This window comes from Phyllobacterium myrsinacearum (genome assembly GCF_002980555.1).
GTDB lineage: Bacteria > Pseudomonadota > Alphaproteobacteria > Rhizobiales > Rhizobiaceae > Phyllobacterium > Phyllobacterium myrsinacearum.
In genome coordinates this window covers 31,880-54,178 of sequence record NZ_PVBT01000007.1, presented here as the reverse complement: position 1 = coordinate 54,178, position 22,299 = coordinate 31,880, and the positions used below count along the sequence as shown (strand labels likewise).

At 59.9% G+C, this 22,299-nt stretch carries 23 protein-coding genes; 15 read left to right on the top strand and 8 right to left on the bottom strand.

What is annotated here, in order from left to right; all coding sequences use genetic code 11:
• Positions 1–41: 41 nt before the first annotated feature.
• Complete coding sequence (locus C5750_RS20595; RefSeq protein WP_105736266.1) at positions 42–602, bottom strand: NADPH-dependent FMN reductase; 561 nt, start codon at positions 600–602, stop codon at positions 42–44.
• 91 nt (positions 603–693) lie between these two features.
• On the opposite strand from C5750_RS20595, the gene C5750_RS20590 reads away from it, so the two are divergent.
• The 3 genes from C5750_RS20590 to C5750_RS20580 all read left to right on the top strand — a co-directional run bounded on the left by C5750_RS20590 (position 694) and on the right by C5750_RS20580 (position 1,828).
• On the top strand, positions 694–1,101 hold the full coding sequence (locus C5750_RS20590; RefSeq protein WP_105736264.1) for a winged helix-turn-helix transcriptional regulator: 408 nt from the start codon (positions 694–696) through the stop codon (positions 1,099–1,101).
• A gap of 74 nt (positions 1,102–1,175) precedes the next feature.
• Positions 1,176–1,430 carry an AbrB/MazE/SpoVT family DNA-binding domain-containing protein gene (locus tag C5750_RS20585; RefSeq protein WP_105736262.1) on the top strand — a complete coding sequence of 85 codons (255 nt, stop codon included), beginning with the start codon at positions 1,176–1,178 and terminating at the stop codon, positions 1,428–1,430.
• The gene (locus tag C5750_RS20580; protein WP_105736259.1) at positions 1,427–1,828 is read left to right on the top strand and encodes a type II toxin-antitoxin system VapC family toxin; all 402 of its coding nucleotides are present in this window, start codon (positions 1,427–1,429) and stop codon (positions 1,826–1,828) included. The genes C5750_RS20585 and C5750_RS20580 overlap by 4 nt, the downstream gene beginning before the upstream one ends.
• Positions 1,829–1,952: 124 nt before the next feature.
• Here the strand turns inward: C5750_RS20580 and groL are convergent, their stop codons facing one another.
• From groL to C5750_RS20565, 3 genes are all read right to left on the bottom strand, one after another.
• Complete coding sequence (gene groL / locus C5750_RS20575) at positions 1,953–3,599, bottom strand: chaperonin GroEL (protein ID WP_105736257.1); 1,647 nt, start codon at positions 3,597–3,599, stop codon at positions 1,953–1,955.
• A gap of 65 nt (positions 3,600–3,664) precedes the next feature.
• A complete protein-coding gene (gene groES / locus C5750_RS20570; protein WP_105736255.1) occupies positions 3,665–3,961 on the bottom strand; it encodes a co-chaperone GroES in 297 nt (98 codons plus the stop codon).
• Positions 3,962–4,202: 241 nt separating this feature from the next.
• Positions 4,203–4,577 (bottom strand): winged helix-turn-helix transcriptional regulator, encoded by a 375-nt coding sequence (locus C5750_RS20565; RefSeq protein WP_105736253.1) that lies wholly within the window; start codon positions 4,575–4,577, stop codon positions 4,203–4,205.
• Between the two features lie 99 nt (positions 4,578–4,676).
• Here C5750_RS20565 and C5750_RS20560 point away from each other — a divergent pair, with 99 nt between their 5' ends.
• Complete coding sequence (locus tag C5750_RS20560; RefSeq protein WP_105736251.1) at positions 4,677–5,690, top strand: zinc-binding alcohol dehydrogenase family protein; 1,014 nt, start codon at positions 4,677–4,679, stop codon at positions 5,688–5,690.
• Positions 5,691–5,826: 136 nt separating this feature from the next.
• Here the strand turns inward: C5750_RS20560 and C5750_RS20555 are convergent, their stop codons facing one another.
• The 3 genes from C5750_RS20555 to C5750_RS20545 all read right to left on the bottom strand — a co-directional run bounded on the left by C5750_RS20555 (position 5,827) and on the right by C5750_RS20545 (position 7,958).
• Positions 5,827–6,123, bottom strand: coding sequence for an ArsR/SmtB family transcription factor (locus C5750_RS20555; RefSeq protein WP_199537984.1), 297 nt, complete (start codon positions 6,121–6,123; stop codon positions 5,827–5,829).
• 5 nt (positions 6,124–6,128) lie between these two features.
• Positions 6,129–7,124: a cation diffusion facilitator family transporter gene (locus C5750_RS20550; RefSeq protein WP_105736247.1), complete on the bottom strand. Its 996-nt coding sequence runs from the start codon at positions 7,122–7,124 to the stop codon at positions 6,129–6,131.
• Positions 7,125–7,253: 129 nt separating this feature from the next.
• Positions 7,254–7,958 (bottom strand): glutathione S-transferase family protein, encoded by a 705-nt coding sequence (locus tag C5750_RS20545; RefSeq protein WP_105736736.1) that lies wholly within the window; start codon positions 7,956–7,958, stop codon positions 7,254–7,256.
• A gap of 133 nt (positions 7,959–8,091) precedes the next feature.
• Here C5750_RS20545 and C5750_RS20540 point away from each other — a divergent pair, with 133 nt between their 5' ends.
• From C5750_RS20540 to C5750_RS20510, 7 genes are all read left to right on the top strand, one after another.
• Complete coding sequence (locus C5750_RS20540) at positions 8,092–8,424, top strand: winged helix-turn-helix transcriptional regulator (RefSeq protein ID WP_105736245.1); 333 nt, start codon at positions 8,092–8,094, stop codon at positions 8,422–8,424.
• Between the two features lie 102 nt (positions 8,425–8,526).
• Positions 8,527–9,375, top strand: a complete 849-nt coding sequence (locus tag C5750_RS20535) for a TIGR01459 family HAD-type hydrolase (protein WP_105736734.1) — start codon at positions 8,527–8,529, stop codon at positions 9,373–9,375.
• A 12-nt stretch (positions 9,376–9,387) separates the two neighbouring features.
• Positions 9,388–10,368 carry a bifunctional riboflavin kinase/FAD synthetase gene (locus C5750_RS20530; protein ID WP_105736243.1) on the top strand — a complete coding sequence of 327 codons (981 nt, stop codon included), beginning with the start codon at positions 9,388–9,390 and terminating at the stop codon, positions 10,366–10,368.
• A 103-nt stretch (positions 10,369–10,471) separates the two neighbouring features.
• Complete coding sequence (locus tag C5750_RS20525; protein WP_105736241.1) at positions 10,472–11,320, top strand: MipA/OmpV family protein; 849 nt, start codon at positions 10,472–10,474, stop codon at positions 11,318–11,320.
• Between the two features lie 282 nt (positions 11,321–11,602).
• Positions 11,603–14,521: an isoleucine--tRNA ligase gene (ileS, locus tag C5750_RS20520; RefSeq protein WP_105736239.1), complete on the top strand. Its 2,919-nt coding sequence runs from the start codon at positions 11,603–11,605 to the stop codon at positions 14,519–14,521.
• Positions 14,522–14,712: 191 nt separating this feature from the next.
• Positions 14,713–15,387: a hypothetical protein gene (locus C5750_RS20515; RefSeq protein ID WP_105736237.1), complete on the top strand. Its 675-nt coding sequence runs from the start codon at positions 14,713–14,715 to the stop codon at positions 15,385–15,387.
• A 146-nt stretch (positions 15,388–15,533) separates the two neighbouring features.
• The gene (locus tag C5750_RS20510) at positions 15,534–16,520 is read left to right on the top strand and encodes a DUF4105 domain-containing protein (RefSeq protein ID WP_245421185.1); all 987 of its coding nucleotides are present in this window, start codon (positions 15,534–15,536) and stop codon (positions 16,518–16,520) included.
• On the opposite strand, the gene C5750_RS20505 is transcribed toward C5750_RS20510, so the two are convergent.
• Entirely contained in the window at positions 16,517–16,948 is a 432-nt protein-coding gene (locus tag C5750_RS20505; protein ID WP_245421203.1) for a nucleoside deaminase, read from the bottom strand. The genes C5750_RS20510 and C5750_RS20505 overlap by 4 nt on opposite strands.
• Before the next feature lie 108 nt (positions 16,949–17,056).
• On the opposite strand from C5750_RS20505, the gene C5750_RS20500 reads away from it, so the two are divergent.
• The 4 genes from C5750_RS20500 to C5750_RS20485 are packed head-to-tail and all read left to right on the top strand — an operon-like array spanning position 17,057 to position 22,286.
• The gene (locus tag C5750_RS20500; protein ID WP_105736233.1) at positions 17,057–18,877 is read left to right on the top strand and encodes a pseudouridine synthase; all 1,821 of its coding nucleotides are present in this window, start codon (positions 17,057–17,059) and stop codon (positions 18,875–18,877) included.
• A gap of 11 nt (positions 18,878–18,888) precedes the next feature.
• Complete coding sequence (gene rsmD / locus C5750_RS20495; RefSeq protein WP_105736730.1) at positions 18,889–19,446, top strand: 16S rRNA (guanine(966)-N(2))-methyltransferase RsmD; 558 nt, start codon at positions 18,889–18,891, stop codon at positions 19,444–19,446.
• 57 nt (positions 19,447–19,503) lie between these two features.
• Positions 19,504–20,970, top strand: a complete 1,467-nt coding sequence (locus tag C5750_RS20490; protein ID WP_105736231.1) for a M16 family metallopeptidase — start codon at positions 19,504–19,506, stop codon at positions 20,968–20,970.
• Positions 20,967–22,286 carry a M16 family metallopeptidase gene (locus C5750_RS20485; RefSeq protein WP_105736229.1) on the top strand — a complete coding sequence of 440 codons (1,320 nt, stop codon included), beginning with the start codon at positions 20,967–20,969 and terminating at the stop codon, positions 22,284–22,286. The genes C5750_RS20490 and C5750_RS20485 overlap by 4 nt, the downstream gene beginning before the upstream one ends.
• Positions 22,287–22,299 lie beyond the last annotated feature (13 nt).

The following is a 22,299-nucleotide window of genomic DNA, read 5'->3' as shown; positions in this document are numbered from 1 at the left end:
AAAGCAAAAGGGCGGCCGTTGGAACGGCCGCCCTTTAGAATTTATGCGGAGCGGGCTGCCTTCAGCGCCTGTCCCCACCAGACAAGCTGGTCGAGCTGATTGGTGGCTGCTTCATTCAGGTGGGCATAGTCGCCAAGCGTCTTTTCGCCTTTGACCACGCTCAGATATTCCGGGAAGGAGATGTGGATGCCGGTTTTGACCGATGCCGCGCTCATCTCGACGAAAATCAGGCGAAGGTGCTCGACGGCACGCGCGCCGCCGACGCCGCCATAGCCGACGAAACCGACCGGCTTGTGGATGAAATCGCCAAGATCGATCGCGTTTTTCAGCACGCCCGTCGGCGCATGGTTGTATTCGGCGACCGTAACCACATAGGCATCGAATTCGCGCAGTTTCTTCTTCCAGCGTTCCGCTGTCTCGCTCTGTTCCGTGGTTGCGCGCTCTTCGCCGAAGAACGCCATCGGATAGTCGATGAGATCAAGGATTTCGACCTCGACATCGGCGCGTTTGCCTGCAATCTCGGCGATCCATTTTGCCGGGAACTCGGCAAAGCGGCCAATGCGCGTGCTGCCAACGATGATGCCGATCTTCAGTTTCGTCATATTCAGAATTCCTCAGGTTTTCGCTATGGTAACTATTGGTTACTGGCGCTATATAAGTGACTGTTGAAAATACCCGCAAGGAGGCACTTTTTTGAAACCGAAGCACTTCCAAGTAACCTCTGCCTGCACGGCGGTGAATCACATTCTGGCCCGCGTCGGTGACAAATGGACCGTTCTGGTTATCAACTATCTGGGCAATGGTTCAATGCGCTTTAACGAGCTGAGACGGACCATCAACGGAATTTCGCAGAAGATGCTCACCAGCACCCTGCGTGGGCTTGAGCGCGACGGCTTCGTCACCCGGACCGTCTATCCGACCATTCCGCCGCGCGTGGACTACGCGCTGACCGATCTTGGCCGCGAGCTGCTGGTGCCGGTTCGCGGGCTGGCGGATTTCGCTATCCAGAATGAGCAACGTATCGCCAATGCGCGGGCACGGTTCGACAACGCTACCGGCGTGGCTGACATTGCCGCCTCGTTTGCCGAAGCTGCGGAGTAGCGCGTTCGCCATGCACTCTTGAAAGTAAGGTAAAAATGCCTTACTTTGCTGCGGATTGAACAGGCGGCGATGTGATGAGCATACTGACAGTGACGGCCAAGGGCCAGGTTACCCTTCGAAAAGAAGTACTGCAGCATCTGGGCGTGCAGCCCGGCGACAAAATCGTGACTGAGCTTCTGCCCAACGGCAAGGTTGAAATTCATGCCGCCAAGCGGTCTGGTTCGATAGAAAATTTTATCGGACTTCTAAGCCGCCCGGATCAAAAACCGCTCAGCGTCGAAGAGATAAATGAGATCATTGCGGACGGATGGGCTGGTCTCAAAAAATGAAAGCCGCGCTTGATACCAATGTTCTCCTCAGAGCGGTTGTTCAAGACGATCCGGTCCAGTCCGCCACCGCGGCCAATCTCCTCAGAGAGGTTGAATTGGTGGCTGTCAGTACGACGTCCCTGTGCGAATTCTGTTGGGTGCTCGCCAGAGGCTATAAGTTTGATCGAAGCGATATTGCGCGAGCCGTGCGTGCTTTGACCGAAAGCGAAAATGTGGTCTCCGCCAAAGCCGCCGTCGAGGCCGGCCTTGCCGTGCTCGACGCGGGCGGTGACTTTGCCGATGGCGTGATCGCCTTCGACGGGCAGCGATTGGGCGGTGAAGTGTTCGTCACTTTCGATAAAATTGCGGCCAATATCATTGAAGCAAGTGGTGTGCCGGTAAAGCTCTTGTCGGTTTAACAGGCCATATAACCGGGCGATCTCTCCCCGATCGACACGCCTTGATCGAACATTGCTTAAAACACGGACAGCAAAAAAGGCGGGCCAAAGCCCGCCTTTTCCGTATGCGATTGGCGTGGACTGATTAGAAGTCCATACCGCCCATGCCGCCCATACCGCCGCCTGGCATCTGGGGAGCGCCGCCATTGTCCTTCTTCGGAGCTTCGGCGATCATGGCTTCCGTCGTAACAAGAAGACCAGCAACCGATGCTGCGTCCTGCAGAGCAGTGCGAACAACCTTGACCGGGTCGACGATGCCCATGACGATCAGATCGCCATATTCACCATTGGCCGCATTGTAGCCGTAGGTTTCCTTCTTGCTCTCAAGGATCTTGCCGACAACGATGGAAGCTTCGTCACCTGCGTTTGTTGCGATCTGGCGAGCCGGAGCCTGCAGAGCGCGACGAACGATGTTGATGCCAGCGTCCTGGTCGGAGTTTGCACCCTTGAGTGTCAGGTTTGCCGAAGCGCGGAGCAGGGCAACACCACCGCCAGGAACGATACCTTCTTCAACAGCAGCACGTGTTGCGTTGAGGGCGTCGTCGACGCGGTCCTTCTTTTCCTTCACTTCAACTTCCGTTGCACCGCCAACGCGGATAACGGCAACACCGCCAGCGAGCTTGGCAAGACGTTCCTGCAGCTTCTCACGGTCGTAGTCGGATGTGGTTTCGTCGATCTGCTGCTTGATCTGGCCGACGCGGGCGTTGATTTCGCCCTTCTTGCCATGACCGTCAACGATCGTGGTGTTTTCCTTGGTGATCGACACCTTCTTGGCGCGGCCGAGCATGTCGAGCGTAACGCTTTCGAGCTTGATACCGAGATCTTCGGAAATAACCTGACCACCGGTGAGGATCGCGATGTCTTCCAGCATGGCCTTGCGGCGATCGCCGAAGCCAGGAGCCTTGACGGCAGCAATCTTCAGGCCGCCGCGCAGCTTGTTGACGACGAGCGTTGCAAGAGCTTCGCCTTCGACGTCTTCGGAGATGATGACGAGCGGCTTGGAAGTCTGGACGACAGCTTCGAGAACCGGCAGGAGAGCCTGGAGGTTCGAGAGCTTCTTCTCGTGCAGAAGGATGTAGGCGTCTTCGAGGTCAGCAACCATCTTTTCAGGGTTGGTGACGAAGTATGGGCTGAGGTAGCCGCGGTCGAACTGCATGCCTTCGACGACTTCGAGTTCGGTGTCAGCGGTCTTGGCTTCTTCGACGGTGATAACACCCTCGTTGCCGACCTTCTGCATTGCCTTGGCAATCATTTCACCGATTTCGGTTTCGCCATTGGCAGAGATCGTGCCAACCTGCGCAACTTCTTCCGAAGTCTTGATCTTCTTGGCGCTCTTGCCGAGCTGCTTGACGACTTCTGCAACAGCAAGATCGATGCCGCGCTTCAGGTCCATCGGGTTCATGCCGGCAGCAACAGCCTTGCCGCCTTCCTGAACGATTGCCTGGGCCAGAACAGTCGCAGTCGTGGTGCCGTCACCGGCAATGTCGTTCGTCTTCGAAGCGACTTCACGCACCATCTGTGCGCCCATGTTTTCGAACTTGTCTTCCAGTTCGATTTCCTTGGCAACGGTTACGCCGTCCTTGGTGATGCGCGGAGCGCCGAAGGACTTGTCGATAACAACGTTACGGCCTTTCGGGCCGAGCGTTACCTTGACAGCGTCAGCAAGGATATTGACACCGCGCAGCATGCGCTCGCGCGCGTCGCGGCCGAATTTTACTTCTTTGGCAGCCATTTTATCTCTCCTGGGATTGAACCCGGTTTGATCGAAATTCGTTGGTTAAAGGGAAAACCGGCGGATTAGCCGAGGATGCCCAGAATGTCGGATTCTTTCATGATCAGCAGATCTTCGCCGCCGATCTTGACTTCCGTGCCCGACCACTTGCCGAACAGGACATGATCGCCTGCCTTGACATCGAGCGGGATGAGCTTGCCAGCTTCGTCGCGAGCGCCGGTACCGACGGAGACGATTTCGCCTTCCTGTGGCTTTTCCTTGGCAGTATCCGGAATGATGATGCCGCCTGCAGTCTTTGCTTCGGATTCGATCCGGCGTACGACGACGCGATCGTGAAGCGGGCGGAACTTGGTCTTGGCCATGGTTAGAACCCTTGATGTTGGTGTCAAAACGGTGAAACGGACGGGTGACCGCCCATGTTATTAGCACTCACCATCAGCGAGTGCTAACTGGGCTCGGAGATAGTGGGCAGCCATGGAAGAGTCAAGGGAGAGGTTTGCCGAATTTTCGGCGAATGACGGAAAGGCGATGCGCAACTGGGCGTCTTCAACCCCTCGCAAAATCATCCCATGCAATTGTGAACCAATGATGACGCGCCCGCGGCTATGCGGCCTGCGAGCGCACCGCTGCAGCCTTTGTCGCTTGGGAACGCAGGTGGGTGTCTCCCCAGAGTTTGAGGGCCGATATGATCGGCTCGAGGCTGCGGCCGTGCTCCGTCAGGGAGTATTCCACCTTCGGCGGAACCTGTGCATAGACCTTGCGGGTAATGAAGCCATCGGCCTCCAGCTCACGCAGCTGGTTGGTCAGCATGCGCTGGGTGACGCTGTTCAGGTGCCGGCGGATTTCGTTGAAGCGCAGGGTGCCGGACATCAGATGGAAAAGGATCATGCCTTTCCATTTGCCGCCGATGAGATTGAGCGTTCCTTCCACGGGGCAACCCGGTGCGCAATCAAAATTCGTATGGCGGATGCGCGGCATCACGGTATCCTTTATGACACTATATGCAATTTATGTGCATTCTTGCACTGATCAAACATAGCGCGCATTTGAACAGCGTCAACGTATCAGGAGAATGCCATGCGCGCCGTCGCCTATTATGAACCGCAGCCGATCGCTGCGGAAACCTCACTCGTCGATATCGATCTGCCCAAGCCCGAAGCGCAGGGACGCGACCTTCTGGTTGCGGTGAAGGCCATATCGGTCAATCCCGTCGATACGAAAATCCGCGCGGGTGCAAAGCCGGAAGCGGGCCAGCCAAGAGTTCTGGGCTGGGACGCGGCCGGCATCGTTGTTGCCACGGGGCCGGATGTCCGGCACTTCAAGGTCGGGGATGAAGTATTCTACGCGGGAGCGGTGGATCGCCCGGGAACCAATGCCGAGTATCATCTGGTCGACGAGCGCATCGCCGGGTGGAAACCGAAATCCCTCGATTTCAGCGCCGCCGCAGCCCTGCCGCTGACATCGATCACCGCCTGGGAAACGCTGTTCGACCGGCTCCATATCGACGCGCCGGTTGCTGGGGCGGCCAATGCCATCCTGATTGTCGGCGGTGCGGGCGGGGTCGGTTCGATTGCCGTGCAGCTTGCGCGCAAACTAACCAACCTGACGGTCATCGCCACGGCCTCGCGCCCGGAAACACGCCAATGGGTGGAGGAGCTTGGCGCGCACCACGTCATCGATCATTCAAAACCGCTTGCCGCGCAGGTGGAGGCGCTTGGCCTCGGTGCGCCCGCTTTCGTATTCTCGACAACCAACTCCGATACGCACCGCATGGAGATTGCAGCCCTGATTGCGCCGCAAGGCCGGTTCGGTCTGATCGATGATCCGAAAAGCTACGATATCATGCCGTTCAAATGGAAGAGTGTCTCCATTCACTGGGAGGTGATGTTCACCCGCTCGCGTTACGAGACAGCCGATATCGAGGAGCAGCACAAGCTGCTCAACAAGGTGGCGGAGCTGGTGGATGCCGGCACGTTACGTACCACCCTTGCCGACGATCTCGGCACGATTTCAGCCGCCAATCTGAAAAAGGCCCATGCGCTCATTGAAAGCGGCCGTGCCCGCGGCAAGATTGTCCTGACCGGCTTTTAAATGGCGGCCGCGGGCGGCGTGTCCATGCGCTGCCTGCTATCGCGTTATCGCGCAAACCGTGGCCAGCCGATGATGGCCACGGCAAGATAGGTGCCGCCGCAGATGAGGAGGAGACCGGCAAGGCCGGACCAGAGCTTCAACCGTCCTCACGCACATGGTGGGCCATATCCATCAGCATGCCGCTGACATGGGCGTCGGAAAGCGCGTAGAAGATTTGCCGGGCACGCCGGTCGCCGCGCACGAGGCGGGCGCTGCGCAACAGGCGCAAATGATGGCTGACCAGCGATTGCGACAGATGAAGGCTTTCCGCGATATCGCCGACGGATCGCGGCGCATCAAGGCAATAGAACAGGATGCGCAGGCGGGTCGGGTCGCCGAGGAGCCTGAACGTTTCCGCGAGGCGAGCAGTATCGGAATCCGTCGGCATCGTCATGGCCGTCAATGCTTGTGCCCCGCCTGGCTGTGATCATGGCCGGTGTGATTGCCATCGGTCTCGTGATCTGCCGAGGCGGATGCGGGCTGTTGCCCGATTTCGCCTTCGTCATGCGGCATATCAGGCCAATCAATGGCGATGGTGGCGTGCTGGATATCGAAGCGTTTGGCAAGCTCCGCCTCGACGGTCTTCACAAGATGGCGCGGATCGGTACCGTCCTTTGGCTGGACGTGCAGCGTGGCAAGCGCCTTGCCTGAGGTGATCAGCCAGACATGCACGTGCCTGACGGCAGCAAGCCCTGCAACCGCTCCCATGAGATATGTCTGGATTTCTTCCGGCCTGGCATTTTCGGGCGCGCCTTCCAGCAGGATGTGCAGCGAGTTGCGCAAAAGACCCCAGGCGCTGCGCAGGATCAGCACGGAAACCAGGATGGAGAGAATGGGGTCGATGGGTGTCCAGCCGGTAAAATAGATGATGATGGCGGCACTGATGGCGCCGACGGAGCCGAGAAGGTCGCCCATGACGTGCAGGACAGCGCCCTTGATGTTCACATGTTCCTTGTCGCCGCGGGTCAGGATCCAGAACACCAGCATATTGATGAGCAGCCCGACGACGGCCACGAGGAACATGGGACCCGCCAGAATTTCCGCGGGCGCGCGAAAGCGGTCGATCGCTTCGATCGCGATCCAGACAACAATGGCGAAAAGGGCGATGGCATTGATGAGGCCGGCGATGACCTCGAAACGCAGATAGCCATAGGTGCGGTTCTGGTCGGCGGCGCGCTGGCCGAAGCGAAAGGCCGCATAGGCGAGGGCCAGGGCGCAGGCATCGGTCAGCATATGGCCCGCATCCGCAATCAGCGCCAGCGAGCCGGACATGAGGCCGCCGATCACCTCAATGATCATATAGGAGAACGTGATGATGAAGGCGATCAGCACCTTGCGCTGATTGTCATTGGTTATCTTGGGGCCATGGTCGTGCCCTGCGTGCGACTGCGACATTGTTCCGGCTCGTCCCGTTGATTGGATACAACATATAAATACATATTCATATGTTGTATGTCAATGGAACCAAGCGGCAGGCGGTCCGATCCGCCGGGAGGGCTCCCGGCGGATCCTCGTCAGGCGTGATCAGGCGGCCAGCCGCGCTCCAGCCTCATCCAATGTGATATGGCCGAGAAACTGGCCGCTGGTGACCGCCGGGGTTTCGTCCTCGATGGCATGGGCAAAAATCACGGCCTTGTCGGCTTCCAGCTTCTGCAGATAGGTGTGAAGGCTGGGATACTCCGTTTTCAGGTCGAAGAGACCCAGATCCTCGCCCCAGCGGGCGATGCCGGTCATGTAGGCATCGGCAATCGTCCTGTTGTCACCGGCAAGCCAATCCCGCCCCTGCAGATGGGATTGCAGATAGGCATAGCCGGAGGCGGCTTTCTCCCGCGCGAGGTCGCGCAGCATTTTGATCGCCGGATCGCCCTCTTTCAGCTTGTAGGCGGTCCAGGCCGGCGAAAAGGCCGAGTGAAAGCTGGTGTGCAGATAGGCCAGCATCTGGTTGAGCCTGTCGTGGGCTCCGGTGCCCTGGGCAAATCCCAGTTGCCTCCCAAAATCACGTGCGGCGATGTTGTGAAGAATGGCAAAGCTTTCGCTCAGGCTCCTGCCGTCTTCCAGAAGCAGCGTCGGTGTCTGGTGCATGCTGTTGACGCGGCCATAGAGGGTGCTCTTCGACTTGGCCAGCATGTCGATACGGGCAAGGCGATAGGGTTGGCCGAGCCATTCCAGCGCGACGATTGATCCGAACGAGCAGCCATGCGGCACGCCATAAAACAATACGGGTTCCATTTTCATTTCCTCTTTTTTGAATGTCATACCGCGGTGAAATCCAAGATGGCGATGCCGGTCACTATTGTAAAGAAGGCACAAAAATGTCATGTTGGTACAAATTTTATACCAACATTCAGCTGGAATAGGCGTGATGAAGGATCTGGTTTCCGAATGCCCCGTTGAAAATGCCATGCTGGTGCTGGGCGGGCGCTGGCGCATCCTGCTCGTCTACTATCTGCTGGAAGGAACAAAGCGTTTCAGCGAACTGCGCCGCGACATGCCCAAAATTTCGCAGCGCATGCTTACCCTTGACCTGCGCGCCCTCGAAGAGGCGGGCTACGTGACCCGCACGATCATTCCGCAGGTTCCGGTGCGTGTCGAATACAGCCTGACGGAGGAGGGGCGGCGCCTCAAGACCCTGGTCGAGGTGCTTGGCGAATGCGGCGACCGCCTGGCCAGCCGCGGCTATGTCAAGGCTGCTTGAACCATCGTTCCCGATACAATCACAGGTGACACGATTGCCGCTATCGGCTAAGCGATGCCATCTTATACGCTCCGGCAATCTGAAAGGATCGGCATGACCGACATGGTACATTTGCAGCGTCTCGATGCGCTCAGAGACCGTTATGATGTTCTTCTGTGTGATGTCTGGGGCGTTCTGCACAATGGTGTTGATTCCTTCGCTGCCGCATCAAGCGCCTTGCAGCGCGCGCGGGAAGCCGGGCAGACGGTGATCCTTATCACCAATGCGCCGCGACCCTTTGCCGGTGTTGCCCAGCAGATCAGGATGCTCGGCGTGCCGGACGCCGCCTATGACCGCATCGTCACGTCGGGCGATGTCACGCGTGACCTGATCCGTAACGCGCCGCGCCGCGTGTTTCATCTCGGCCCAGAGCGTGATGAAACGTTATATGAAGGGCTTGATGTCGAGCTGACCGAAGAGCGTGAGGCGGATGTCGTGGTCTGCACCGGCTTCTTTGACGACGATTCGGAGGGCCCCGAAGACTATGCCGACATGCTCACGCGCTTTCGCTCGCGCAACCTGCCTTTCATCTGCGCCAATCCCGACATTGTCGTCGAGCGCGGCGACCGGCTGATCTGGTGCGCGGGTGCCCTGGCGCGTGATTATGGCCAGATGGGCGGGCGCACGCTCATTGCCGGAAAGCCGCATCGCCCCATTTACGAAGCCGCCATTGCCGCGGCGGAGGCCGTGCGCGGCGGGCCTGTCGACCTTGCACGCGTGCTCGCCATTGGCGACGGCATGCTGACAGATGTGAAGGGTGCCGATCTCTTCGGAATCGACGTGCTCTACATTTCCGGCGGCATTCACGCCGGCGATTACGTAAGGGGCGGCATATTCGATCTGGAAGAGCTGCTCGCCTTTCTCAAGAAGCATGGCAGCAACCCCGTTGCCACCATGCCGGCTCTCGCCTGAGGTACATGCACCATGCCGATTCTACGCCTGACCGACCCTTCGCATCTGCCGCAGCATCTGAAGGGCGCCGTGGTGGCGATCGGTAATTTTGATGGCGTGCACCGCGGTCATCAGGCTGTTCTGGGGCGGGCGCTTGATGCCGCGAGCGCCGCCGGAAAGCCGTCGCTGGTTCTCACCTTCGAGCCGCATCCGCGCAGCGTCTTCGTGCCGGATCAGCCGGTCGACCGGCTGACGCCCGCGGCGGAAAAAGCCTCGATCCTGGAAGCACTCGGTTTCGACGCGGTGGTGGAATGCCATTTCACCCGGGATTTCTCGCAGCTTACGGCCGATGTGTTCGTGGACGAGATTCTCGTTGCCGGTCTTGGGGCAAGCCGCATTGTCGCGGGATTTGACTTCCATTTCGGCAAGGGCCGCCAGGGCGGTCCGGCCTTTCTGATGGATGCCGGGGAAAAGCGCGGCTTCCAGGTCACGCTTGTCGATGCATTCCGCGACGAGGGCGGGCAGGCCATTTCATCCAGCCGCATTCGCGAACTTCTGGGCGCGGGCGATGTTGTCGAAGCGTCGGGACTTCTGGGTTACCGCCACCGGATTCGGGCCGAAGTGATCCAAGGCAAGCAGCTCGGCCGGACGATTGGATTTCCCACGGCCAATATGGTGCTGCCGCCCGAGACGCATCTGCAGGAAGGCATCTATGCCGTGCGCTTCCGCCGCGCCGACGGCACACTCCATGACGGCGTGGCCAGCTTTGGCCGCCGGCCCACGGTGGATACGGACGGTGCGCCGCTGCTCGAAACCTATGTTTTCGATTTCACCGGCAATCTCTATGGGGAAGTCTGCGCGGTTTCATTCTTCGCCTATCTGCGCGGCGAAGAAAAGTTCGACGGGCTCGAACCGATGATGCAGCAGATCCGGCGTGACGAGGAGGAGGCGCGCGGGCTGCTGCAGGGTGTGAAACCGCTGTCTCCTCTCGACGATACGATTAATTTTCGATGAAACGGTAAATCGTTTACCATAAGAATAAATCCAATTTTATCTATCCTTCGCTAGCGTCATTCTCAAATCTGCCGCCCTCCCAGGCGAAATTTGGAGTGATTTCATGCATGTTCGTCTCGTCGCTGCTCTTTCGGGCGCCCTTATTCTTGCCGGTGCCGTCCCGGGCTCTGCCGATGACTATTACTATGAAGGTCAGCAGAACCAGACGGCTGCCGCTCCCCGTCAGAACTGGTGGTCGGGCGACTGGTATCTGAAACTCGGTGCAAAGGGCTTCATCGCCCCGCGTTATGAAGGTGCCAAGGACTATCTTCTGCGCGCTGCGCCGGTCATCTCGCTTGGCCGTGCCGGATCCGCCACCCGGTTCAGTTCCCTGAATGACAACGCATCGATCGGCCTGATCGATACGGGCGTGTTCCGCACCGGTATCACCGGCAAGCTGATCACCGGCCGGGACAGCGGCGACGCTAATCTCAAGGGCGTGCATGATGTCGACTGGGGCGTTGAACTCGGCGGCTTTGCCGAGTTCTACCCGACGGACAATATTCGCGGCCGCGTCGAGGTCCGGCGCGGAATCGGTTCGCATGACGGCGTCGTTGCCGACTTTGCCGTCGATGCCTTTACGGATCTGACCCCCACCGTGCGCGTTTCGGCCGGCCCGCGCGCTACGGTGGCATCTCGGGACTATTTCAAGCAGTATTACGGGGTGAACCCGACGGAAGCGGCGGCATCGGGCCTGTCGACCTACCGTCCCGATGGCGGCGGTCTGAAATCGCTCGGCCTTGGCGGCCAGATCACCTGGAAGACGACCGACAAGATCGAAACAAGCGCCTATGCGGAATATAGCCGCCTGATGGGGCCAGCCGCCGATTCCAGCATCGTCAAGGAGCGCGGATCGGCCAATCAGGCGACCTTCGGCCTGCAGGCAACCTACCGCTTCGACTTCGCGCTTTGATCGATATATCGGGCTGATGTGAAGTTTATTGCGTCAGCCCCTTTATTCTGGAAGCAGTGATTGCTAAAAGCGCGCTCATGAAAACTGTTTCCTGGACCCTTGCACAGTCCATACCGCTTCAGACACCACGAATTACTGGCCCGGCCTTCCGGTTTGCCTGAAGCCTAGGCTTGCGGGTGCGGAAGGTCCGGGTTTTCCGGATGCGCCATCGCGCTCTTTTTTGCTTTTCTTTACATCTTTGCCTGCTGCGATGACGCGCGGGCCTGTTCACAAGCTGGAAAAATGACCGACACCGCCAACCCACTCGACTATTCGAAGACACTTTATCTGCCGCAGACCGATTTTCCGATGCGCGCGGGCCTGCCCGCCAAGGAACCGGAATTCGTCAAGCGCTGGGGCGAGATGAATCTCTACAGGAAATTGCGCGAAGACGGCAAGGGACGCCCGCTCTATGTTCTGCATGACGGTCCTCCCTATGCCAATGGCAATATCCATATCGGCCATGCGCTGAACAAGATCCTCAAGGATGTCATCACCCGCTCGTTCCAGATGCGCGGTTTCGATTCCAATTATGTTCCCGGCTGGGATTGCCACGGCCTGCCGATCGAATGGAAGATCGAGGAACAGTACCGCGCCAAGGGCAAGGACAAGGACGACGTGCCGATCAACGAATTCCGTAAGGAATGCCGTGAGTTCGCCGCCAACTGGATCAAGATCCAGTCCGTCGAGTTCAAGCGCCTCGGCATCGAAGGTGATTTTGACAATCCCTATACGACGATGGCTTTCCATGCGGAGAGCCGTATCGCCGGGGAACTCCTGAAATTCGCCATGTCCGGTCAGCTCTATCGCGGTTCCAAGCCGGTGATGTGGTCGGTGGTCGAGCGCACGGCGCTGGCGGAAGCCGAGGTGGAGTATCAGGATTACGAAAGCGACACGATCTGGGTGAAATTCCCGGTCGCCGGCGGCACGGGCGATCTTGGCTCGGCGCATGTGGTGATCTGGACTACGACGCCGTGGACCATCCCGGGCAACCGCGCCGTCAGCTATTCCCCGCGCATTGCCTATGGGCTTTACGAGGTCGAAACCGCGGAGAATGATTTTGGGCCGCGCCCCGGTGAAAAGCTGATCTTCGCCGATGCGCTCGCGGAGGAATCCGCCGCCAAGGCCAAGCTGACCTTCAGGCGGATCAGGGCTGTTTCGGCTGGCGAATTTGCCGCCATGACCCTGGCGCATCCTTTCAAGGGGCTGGGCGGCGGCTATGAATTTGTGGTTCCGATGGTGGCCGGCGATCATGTCACCGACGATGCCGGTACCGGCTTCGTGCACACCGCTCCAAGCCATGGCCGCGAGGACTTTGATGCCTGGACTGCGGCTGCGCGTGAACTCGAGGCGAAGGGTATTTCTCCGGCTATCCCGTTCACGGTTGACGATGCCGGCTTTTATACCAAGGACGCACCGGGCTTTGGTCCGGACCGCGAAGGCGGAGCCGCACGTGTCATCGACGACAACGGCAAGAAGGGCGATGCCAACAAGGCCGTCATCGACGAACTTATCGCCCGCGGCGCGCTGTTTGCCCGCGGCCGGTTGAAGCACTCGTATCCCCATTCATGGCGCTCGAAGAAGCCGGTCATCTTCCGCAACACGCCGCAATGGTTCGTCTATATGGACAAGGACCTCGGCGATCAGACCACATTGCGGTCCCGTGCGCTGGAGGCGATCGACGAGACCCGTTTCGTGCCCGCCGGCGGCCAGAACCGGCTGCGCGCCATGATCGAGGACCGTCCCGACTGGGTCCTGTCGCGCCAGCGCGCCTGGGGCGTGCCGATCTGCGTTTTTGCCGATGAGAATGGCAACGTGCTCAAGGACGATGCGGTCAATGCCCGCATTCTCGAAGCATTCGAGCAGGAAGGCGCCGATGCCTGGTTTGCCGAAGGTGCGCGTGAGCGTTTCCTGGGCGAAAAGGCGAATGAGCCCTGGGTGCAGGTGCGCGACATTCTCGATGTCTGGTTTGACTCCGGCTCGACCCATGTCTTCACGTTGGAAGACCGTCCTGACCTGAAATGGCCTGCCGACGTCTATCTGGAAGGCTCCGACCAGCATCGCGGCTGGTTCCACTCGTCGCTTCTGGAAAGCTGCGGCACCCGCGGCCGTGCGCCCTACAACACCCTCGTCACCCATGGTTTCACCATGGATGAAGAAGGGCGCAAAATGTCGAAATCGCTCGGCAATACGGTCACGCCGCAGGACGTGATCAAGGATTCCGGCGCCGATATCCTGCGCCTGTGGGTCATGACCACCGATTATTGGGAAGATCAGCGTCTGGGCAAGAACATCATCCAGACCAACATCGATGCCTATCGCAAACTGCGCAACACCATCCGCTGGATGCTGGGCACGCTGGCCCACGATGCGGGGGATGAGATTGTCTATGCGGATATGCCGGAACTTGAAAAGCTGATGCTGCACCGTCTTGCCGAACTCGACGAGGTGGTCCGCTCGAGCTACGACGCCTTCGAGTTCAAGCGCATCACCCGTTCCCTGATCGATTTCATGAACGTTGAATTGTCGGCATTCTACTTCGATATCCGCAAGGATGCGCTGTATTGTGATGCACCGTCCAGCATCAAGCGCCGTGCGTCCCTGCAGGTTGTGCGTCATCTGTTCGACCGTCTCGTGACCTGGCTCGCGCCCATGCTGCCGTTCACCACGGAGGAAGCCTGGCTCGACCAGTATCCCGCTGCCGTCTCGGTTCATCTCGAACAGTTCCGTGACACGCCGGCTGAATGGAAGAACGAAGCCCTGGCCGAGAAGTGGCGCAAGGTGCGCGATGTCCGGCGCGCCGTCACCGGTGCACTGGAGCTGGAGCGGGCGGACAAGCGCATCGGTTCGTCACTCGAGGCGGCGCCGGTGGTTTTTGTCACCGATCCGGAATTGTTTGCTGCCGTTGCCGATCTTGATATGGCGGAAATCTGCATCACCAGTGCCATCACGATCAAGAATGAACCGGCGCCGGCCGGAGCATTCACTACCGAGGAGGTGAAGGGCGTGGCTGTCGTTCCCGAGCGCGCTTCCGGTACGAAATGTGCCCGTTCATGGCGCTATACCCATGATGTGGGTTCTGATCCGGCCTATCCGGATGTCTCGGCCCGTGATGCGGCGGCACTGCATGAACTGGCAAAACTCGGCAAACTTGCCTTTTGAGTGTATAAATGCGGATCATTCGCCGGATGATCCGCATTTTGCTTAACAAAAGCCTGCGTCGGCTTGCTTATTGGGACCGGCCTCATGTAAAAGGCTTGCCATTGAGTTGCCTGATTTAACAGGCAGGGCATTGATCAAGCATATGGACTCGGCGGAGTCGGCAATATGAGCTTGAGGCGAAAGTGGCGAGTATGGATTTGAACGGACGTATTACAGTTCTTGGTGCAATGCTTGCGTCCTTGACGCTGGCCGGGTGCATGTCGTCACCAACCTATGGCACCAGCAAGACATCCGGCAGCCAGCTGCTGGACGACGTTTCCAATATCGCCTCGTTCAGTCCCAAGAAAAAAGATCCGATTGCCTATAATCCGCGCCCGGATCTTGTGCGCCCCGTTGGCGGCAGGCCGAGCCAGTTGCCCGCGCCGCAGGAAAATGCCGTTGCAGCGAATGGCGCCAAATGGCCGGAATCGCCGGAACAGCGGCGCAAGCGTTTGCGCGATGAGGCGACGGCCAACCAGAACAATCCCAACTATGTGCCGCAGATCGAGAATGACTCGCCGCCCGCCTCCAGGACCGTCGATAATGGCGAGCACGGTGTCTACAACGACAGGAACCCGCCACCCTCGGGCGTGAGCACGGCAAGCCAGCAATCTGCCGAATTCCGCGCGCGCCGCCTTGCGTCGACCGCCGGTTCGGCAACAACGCGCCGTTATCTGAGCGAGCCGCCGCTGGCCTATCGCGCCCCGGCAGCAACGGCTGCTGCCGATGAGCTTGGCGAGGACGAAGCCAAGAAGGAACGCGACCGCAAGGCCGCCGCCCGCAAGGACAAGGGCTTCAGCTTCAAGAACCTCATTCCCTGGAATTGATGCCACCGGAATGTGCAAGACTGCATGCGATACGTGAAAGGCTCCTTCAAGGAGCCTTTCTTTTTTGGACTCAACAAAGCGTCTTGCCTTTGCCTTGATGTACCGAGACTATTGCAGTGCACTTTGTCAGTTGAGGGCCACCGATCTTGCGTCTTTTGCGTATTCCCGGATTGATCATTCTCGTTCTCCTGACGGCCTTCGGTTTTTTCTGGGGCGGATTTGCGCTCTGGTACCAGCTTCCCCTGGACGTACCAGGTGTGGCTGGCGCTGTGATTGTCTGGATTCTGATCGGGCTGGCGGTTCTTTGGCTCGAAGTGACGGGGCGGGTACGGCGCGCCCTGATTGTCCTCATTCCGGTCATGGCGGCGCTCCTGTTCTGGTGGAGCACCATCATGCCGTCGCTCAACCGCATCTGGGCGGATGATGTGGCGCAGACGGTCACGGGAACGCTGGTTGGCAACCATGTGACGCTGGCCAATGTCCGCAATTTCGAATGGCGCAGCCAGACGGACTACACGCCGCGCTGGGAAGTCCGGTCCTATGATCTGGAAAACCTGGCCTCGGTGGATGTGTTCCTGTCGTACTGGTCGAGCCCGGCGATTGCGCATACGCTGGTGAGTTTCGGTTTCAACAATGGCGATCAGGTGGTTTTCTCGGCTGAAATCCGCAAGAAGCGCCATGAGCAGTTCTCGGAGATCGGCGGCTTTTTCAAGCAGTTCGAGCTGGCGATGATCGCCGCCGACGAGCGCGACATCATCCGGCTGCGCACCAATATCCGCAAGGAGGATGTGTATCGCTATCGGGTCAACCTGACGCCGGAAATGCGGCAGGCCCTGTTCCTTTCCTACCTCGACACCGGCAACCGGCTGTCCAAACAGGCGCAATTCTACAATACGGTGACGGCCAATTGCACGACGGTGATCTTTGACATGATCCGGGCAATCACCCCCGGAGTGCCGCTGGATTACCGCGTCATCCTCTCCGGTTACCTGCCCGGCTATCTCTATGATCTCGGTGCCATTGACCGGAGCAAGCCGCTCGAAGCGGAGACTCAGGCAGCGTCGATCAACCAGCGCGCCATGGATGCCGACAAGGCGGAAGACTTTTCCGCCCGTATACGCGCCGACAACTAGAGCCGTTTTGCGCGGAAGAATTCCTTGAGGATGGTTTCGGCTTCCTGTTCACGGAAGCCGGAATAGACCTCCGGCGCATGATGGCAGGTGGGCTGGGCAAAAAACCGGGCACCATTCTCCACGCCGCCGCCCTTGATGTCCTGCGCCCCGTAGTACAATCGCCGGATGCGGGCGAAGGAAATGGCGGCGGCGCACATCGTGCACGGCTCGAGCGTGACATAGAGATCGCAACCCGTCAGGCGCTCGTCTTCAAGCGCTTCGCAGCCCTGGCGGATGACCAGAATCTCCGCATGGGCGGTGGGATCGTTGCGTTCGCGGGTGCGGTTTCCCGCCCGGGCCAGAACCACGCCGTCCTTCACCAGAACGGCGCCCACCGGCACCTCGCCGCGTTTTGCCGCTGCCTTCGCCTCGGCCAGGGCAAGGTCCATAGGCCCCATAGGATCAGTTTTTTGGTTCACGCTGTGCTCATGGTCCAGAATTTACTCGCAAGCTGCCGTCATAGCTGGTAGTTAGCCCCGCTGAAAGGCAAACATTCCATGACCAGTTCAAATGATGACGGAAAGGGCGGTAAACGTCCCTTTGAAAAGCGCAGCTTCGACAAGAAGGGCGCCGATGGCGGTCGCGGTGGCCGTCCGGCTCCGCGCAAGTTCGATGACGGGGCGCGGGATCCCGCGACGCGCGGTCCGCGCAGGTCATCGCACGAGGATGCGCCGGTTGATGAGAGCGAACGCATCGCCAAGCGCTTGGCCCGCGCAGGCATAGCCTCGCGCCGCGAAGCCGAAACGATGATTGCTGCCGGCCGTATCTCGGTCAATGGCAAGGTGCTTGCCAGCCCCGCGATCAATGTCAAGCGCGAAGACCGCATCGAAGTCGATGGCAAGCCATTGCCACAGAAGGAGCGCACGCGCCTGTGGCTCTATCACAAGCCGGCCGGTCTGGTGACGACCAACCGCGACCCGGAAGGGCGCCAGACGGTTTTTGAATCCCTGCCCAAGGATATGCCGCGTGTCCTTTCCGTCGGACGTCTGGATATCAACACGGAAGGCCTTCTGCTGCTGACCAATGATGGCGGCCTGTCGCGTGCGCTTGAATTGCCGTCCACCGGCTGGCTGCGCCGCTACCGCGTGCGCGCCCATGGCAGCGTGACCCAGGAAAAGCTGGATACGCTGAAAGACGGCATTGCCGTCGAAGGCGTGTTCTATGGCGCGATCGAAGCCACGCTTGAACGCGAGCAGGGCTCGAACGTGTGGATCATGATGGGTCTGCGCGAGGGCAAGAACCGCGAAGTCAAGAATGTGCTCGGCGCCCTTGGCCTGTCCGTCAATCGCTTGATCCGCATTTCCTACGGACCGTTCCAGCTTGGCGATCTGCCCGAGGGTTCGGTGCGCGAAATGAACGGCCGCACGCTGCGCGATCAGCTCGGCGAGCGCCTGATCGAAGAATCCGGTGCGGATTTCGATGCGCCGATCATCAATGTCTTTTCCAATGATGCGGTGAAGGGCGAAGCGGTGCAGCAACCGGTTGCCGATCGCCCGGCGCGCCGTTCCTCCGAATGGATATCGAGTGCGCCGGTGGCGAAAAGCCGTGGCCCGCGTAAGTCCAAGGACGAAAGGCGTGAAGAAGGCCTGTCACGCCTGACGACCGATCGCAGCGAACGGCCCGGTGCCTCGCGCGATGCACGCGGCGGCCGCGACGAACGTCCGGCCCGTGCACCGCGTGCGGACGACCGCAAGCCGCGCGATGCCGCAGGCGCCAAGGGTGCGCGCGGCGCAAAGGCCGAAGAGGCCGTGCCTCCACGAGCCCGCTCGGCCAATGTCTGGATGGCGCCGGGTGCCCGCCCGGTTGGCAAGCCCAAGGCAAAGACCGGCGAACCGCGCGGCGAGCGCCGCCATTCCGATGCGCCGCGCGCAGAGCGGCCGCGCCGTTTCGAGGAAGGTTCCGCGCGTCCTGCGGGTGACCGGCCGCAGCGTGAACGTCCTGCCAGCGGCTATGCGGGCGGCGACAAGCCGCGCAGCTATGCCCCGCGTCCGCCCCGCGGCGATGACGAGCGGGCCGAGCGTCCAAAACGTTCTTTCGGATCGGACCGGCCGGAAGGTTCTCGTGGTGGTCCGCGCCCGCCTCGCCCGCCACGGGTGGGCAAGCGCGAACGCGCCGAACTGAAAGAGCGGGAAGCCGCTGGCGGCAAGCCGTCCTTCCAGTCCGAGCGCCCCAATCGCGCCGAACGTCCATACGGCACCAGCGGCCGCCCGACCCGGCAGGACGGCCGCTCCGGTGACCGGCCCTATGGCGGACCAAAAGGTCCGCGCGGCGGTTCCGGCGGCGGCGCAGGCCGTCCGCCACGCAAGCCCAAGCCATAGGCGTGGACTTCATGCGGATTGTCGGCGGCAAATTTCGCGGGCGGGCCTTGGCGACGCCGAGTACCAATGCCATCCGGCCAACCACGGACCGGACGCGGGAAAGCCTTTTCAACATTCTGGTGCACAATTATCCGGAAAAGTTTGAAGCGACCCGCGTGCTGGATCTTTTTGCCGGCACCGGCGCTCTGGGGCTTGAAGCCATGTCCCGGGGCGCGCGCTATGGTGTCTTCATCGAGGAGTCGACGGAAGGGCGCGGCCTGATCCGTACCAATGTCGAGGCCTTCGGTTTGCTTGGCAATACCAAGATTTTCCGCCGCGATGCCGCCAAACTCGGTGATGCCGGAACAATAGAACCCTTTGACCTCGTTTTCGCCGACCCGCCCTATGGCAAGGGCCTTGGCGAACTTGCCTTCACATCGGCGCTTGAAGGCGGTTGGCTCAATCCCGACACACTTCTCGTGCTTGAAGAAGAAGCCGAAGCCGTAATCAACCTCGATTCGCGGTTCTCGGTGGCCGAAGAACGTCACTATGGCGGAACAATCATACGATTTGTCACGTTGAGCGGCTAAATCGGGCGACCGGATCAGACTTGCTCCGGTTTCGAACAGGATTGCGAAGGAAGACTGATGCCGCAAATATTAAGCCGCGCCATTGCGGCATTCGTTTTGGCCGGAACATTATCGACTGCCGGTTTCATCCTTCCCGCCCATGCCCAGACGATGGCGCAACTGACTGCTGAGGTCCAGAAAGCCGATAGCGCCGGTGTCTCGTCCTTCCGCCTGGAGAACGGTTTGGACGTGGTGGTGATTCCCGATCATCGCGCCCCCGTCGTTACCCATATGCTCTGGTATCATGTGGGGTCAGCCGACGAAGAGCCGGGCAAGTCAGGCATTGCGCATTTCTTCGAACACCTGATGTTCAAGGCGACCAAAACCTATCCGGCAGGCGAGTTCTCCCGCAAGGTGGCTGAAATCGGCGGCCGCGAGAATGCGTTCACCTCCTATGATTACACCGCATTCTTCCAGCAGGTGTCGCCGCAGGCGCTTGAAATGGTGATGACCTATGAGGCGGATCGCATGGAAAACCTCATCCTCAACGAGGATGTGGTGAAGACCGAGCGCGACGTGGTGCTTGAAGAGCGCCGTTCGCGCACCGATACCAATCCCGCCGCCCTGCTGTCCGAAGAGGTCAACGCGACGCTCTATCAGAACCATCCCTACCGTTTCCCGGTGATCGGCTGGTTGCACGAGATGCAGCAGCTCAACCTCAAGGATGCGCTCGCCTTCTACGAAAAATTCTACACGCCGAACAATGCGACGCTCGTTGTCTCGGGCGATGTCGATGCGGCCGAGGTCAGGACGCTGGCGGAAAAGACCTATGGCAAGGTGCCGCGCCGTTCGGAACCCGGCCAGCGCATGCGGCCGCAGGAACCGGAACAGAACACCAAGCGCACCGTGTCGCTTGCCGACCCGCGCGTATCGCAGCCGAGCTTCCAGAAAATATGGCTGGTGCCTTCCTATAACAATGCCAAGCCCGGTGAAGCCGAGGCGCTCGATCTCCTGAGCGAAATCCTCGGCGGCTCCACGCGCAGCCGCGTTTATCAGGCGCTGGTCGTGCAGGACGGATTGGCCGCCAGCGCTGGCGTCTATTATCAGGGCGGTGCGCTCGATGACGGGACATTTGCCGTCTACGGCGCCCCGCGCGGTTCAGCCTCCCTGCAGCAGGTGGAAGCCGGCATGGACGCGCAGATTGCCCGCATCATCAAGGACGGCATTACAGCCGATGAACTGGAAAAGGCCCGCAACCGCTTTCTGAAAAGCGTTATCTTTGCCCGGGACAGCCAGGCGGGCATGGCCCGCATCTATGGCTCGACGCTGTCGACCGGTCAGACGATCAAGGATATTCAGGAATGGCCGGATCGCATTCAGGCGGTGAAGGTTCAGGATATTCAGGATGTGGCCAAGCGCTATCTCGTCGATTCGCGCTCGGTGACCAGCTACCTGATGCCGGAGAACGGCAAGCCTGACGAGAAGATACCGTCGACGGGTGAGACCGCACCGATGCAACCACAGACCGAGGGAGTCATCCAATGATCCGCCTGTTGACGCCCGCTTTCAACCGGATGGCCGCTGCCTTGCTGCTGGTCTTTCTCGCCGCCGCACCTGTCTACGCGGTGGAGATCAAGGAAGTCGTGTCGCCCAAGGGGATTCGCGCCTGGCTGGTGCAGGATGATTTTGTTCCGCTGATTGCGCTGCAATTTTCCTTCCAGGGCGGTTCGGCGCAGGACCCCAAGGGCAAGGAAGGCCTTGCCAATCTGATGACCGGCCTTTTCGATGAAGGTGCGGGCAGTCTCGATTCCGATACGTTTCAGGAAAAGCTCGACAATGTCGGCGCCGAAATGGGTTTTACGGCCGGGGATGACCGCATTTCCGGCGCCATGCGCATGCTGTCCGACAAGCGCGATGAAGCCGTCGATCTGCTGGCCCTCGCGGTCAACACGCCGCGCTTCGATCAGGCGCCGATTGACCGTATTCGCCAGCAGGTGGTCGCCAACATCAAGGCTGCCGAGCGCGATCCGAACACCATTGCCGGCCGCAAGTTTGCTGAAGCGCTGTATGGCGATCACCCCTATGGCCGCCAGTCGCAGGGCACCGAGGCCAGCCTGGCATCGATCACCCGCGATGATCTCGCCGCCTATCACAAGCGGGTCTTTGCCCGCGACAAGCTTATCGTCGGCGTTGTCGGCGCGATCAGCGCCGAACAGCTGGGACCGCTGCTCGACAAGGTATTCGGCGACCTGCCGGAAAAGGCCCAGCTTGATCCCATTGACGATGCCAAGCTGGCATTGGGCAAGACCACCCGTGTCGATTATCCCCTGCCGCAGACATCCATTTCCATGGTCTATCCGGGCGTACGGCGTCAGGATGCGGATTTCTTCCCCGCCTACATCATGAACCACATTCTGGGCGGCGGCACTTTCTCCTCAAGAATTTACAGCGAAGTGCGCGAGAAGCGCGGCCTGGCCTATTCCGCCGGTTCAGCCCTCATCAGCAGGGACCACATGGCCGCCCTGACCATCTCCACGGCCACCCGCTCCGACAGAGCCGGGGAGACGCTGCAGATCCTCAAGGACGAGGTTGCCCGCATGGCCAAGGATGGCCCGACCGGGCAGGAGCTGGCCGAGGCCAAGAAATATCTTGTCGGCTCCTATGCCATCAACAATCTGGATTCGTCGTCGGCGGTCGCCAGCACGTTGCTCGGCCTGCAGGATGAGCATCTGGGCCGCGACTATATCGACAAGCGCGCGGATCTGATCAATGCTGTGACATTGGATCAGGTGAAGGCCGCGGCGCGGAAACTGCTTGAAACCGATCCGGCCATTCTGATCATCGGGCCGCCCCAATCCTGATCAACCGGGGATT

Coding starts and splice junctions, on each gene's coding strand:
- C5750_RS20555 (WP_199537984.1), bottom strand. CDS start 6,123: ATGACGATGCCGACGGATTCCGATACTGCTCGCCTCGCGGAAACGTTC.
- C5750_RS20560 (WP_105736251.1), top strand. CDS start 4,677: ATGCGCGCCGTCGCCTATTATGAACCGCAGCCGATCGCTGCGGAAACC.
- C5750_RS20550 (WP_105736247.1), bottom strand. CDS start 7,124: ATGTCGCAGTCGCACGCAGGGCACGACCATGGCCCCAAGATAACCAAT.
- groL (WP_105736257.1), bottom strand. CDS start 3,599: ATGGCTGCCAAAGAAGTAAAATTCGGCCGCGACGCGCGCGAGCGCATG.
- C5750_RS20485 (WP_105736229.1), top strand. CDS start 20,967: ATGATCCGCCTGTTGACGCCCGCTTTCAACCGGATGGCCGCTGCCTTG.
- C5750_RS20530 (WP_105736243.1), top strand. CDS start 9,388: ATGCCGATTCTACGCCTGACCGACCCTTCGCATCTGCCGCAGCATCTG.
- ileS (WP_105736239.1), top strand. CDS start 11,603: ATGACCGACACCGCCAACCCACTCGACTATTCGAAGACACTTTATCTG.
- rsmD (WP_105736730.1), top strand. CDS start 18,889: ATGCGGATTGTCGGCGGCAAATTTCGCGGGCGGGCCTTGGCGACGCCG.
- C5750_RS20595 (WP_105736266.1), bottom strand. CDS start 602: ATGACGAAACTGAAGATCGGCATCATCGTTGGCAGCACGCGCATTGGC.
- C5750_RS20535 (WP_105736734.1), top strand. CDS start 8,527: ATGGTACATTTGCAGCGTCTCGATGCGCTCAGAGACCGTTATGATGTT.
- C5750_RS20545 (WP_105736736.1), bottom strand. CDS start 7,958: ATGGAACCCGTATTGTTTTATGGCGTGCCGCATGGCTGCTCGTTCGGA.
- C5750_RS20525 (WP_105736241.1), top strand. CDS start 10,472: ATGCATGTTCGTCTCGTCGCTGCTCTTTCGGGCGCCCTTATTCTTGCC.
- C5750_RS20490 (WP_105736231.1), top strand. CDS start 19,504: ATGCCGCAAATATTAAGCCGCGCCATTGCGGCATTCGTTTTGGCCGGA.
- C5750_RS20585 (WP_105736262.1), top strand. CDS start 1,176: ATGAGCATACTGACAGTGACGGCCAAGGGCCAGGTTACCCTTCGAAAA.
- C5750_RS20565 (WP_105736253.1), bottom strand. CDS start 4,577: ATGCCGCGCATCCGCCATACGAATTTTGATTGCGCACCGGGTTGCCCC.
- C5750_RS20505 (WP_245421203.1), bottom strand. CDS start 16,948: ATGGACCTTGCCCTGGCCGAGGCGAAGGCAGCGGCAAAACGCGGCGAG.
- groES (WP_105736255.1), bottom strand. CDS start 3,961: ATGGCCAAGACCAAGTTCCGCCCGCTTCACGATCGCGTCGTCGTACGC.
- C5750_RS20580 (WP_105736259.1), top strand. CDS start 1,427: ATGAAAGCCGCGCTTGATACCAATGTTCTCCTCAGAGCGGTTGTTCAA.
- C5750_RS20540 (WP_105736245.1), top strand. CDS start 8,092: ATGAAGGATCTGGTTTCCGAATGCCCCGTTGAAAATGCCATGCTGGTG.
- C5750_RS20515 (WP_105736237.1), top strand. CDS start 14,713: ATGGATTTGAACGGACGTATTACAGTTCTTGGTGCAATGCTTGCGTCC.
- C5750_RS20500 (WP_105736233.1), top strand. CDS start 17,057: ATGACCAGTTCAAATGATGACGGAAAGGGCGGTAAACGTCCCTTTGAA.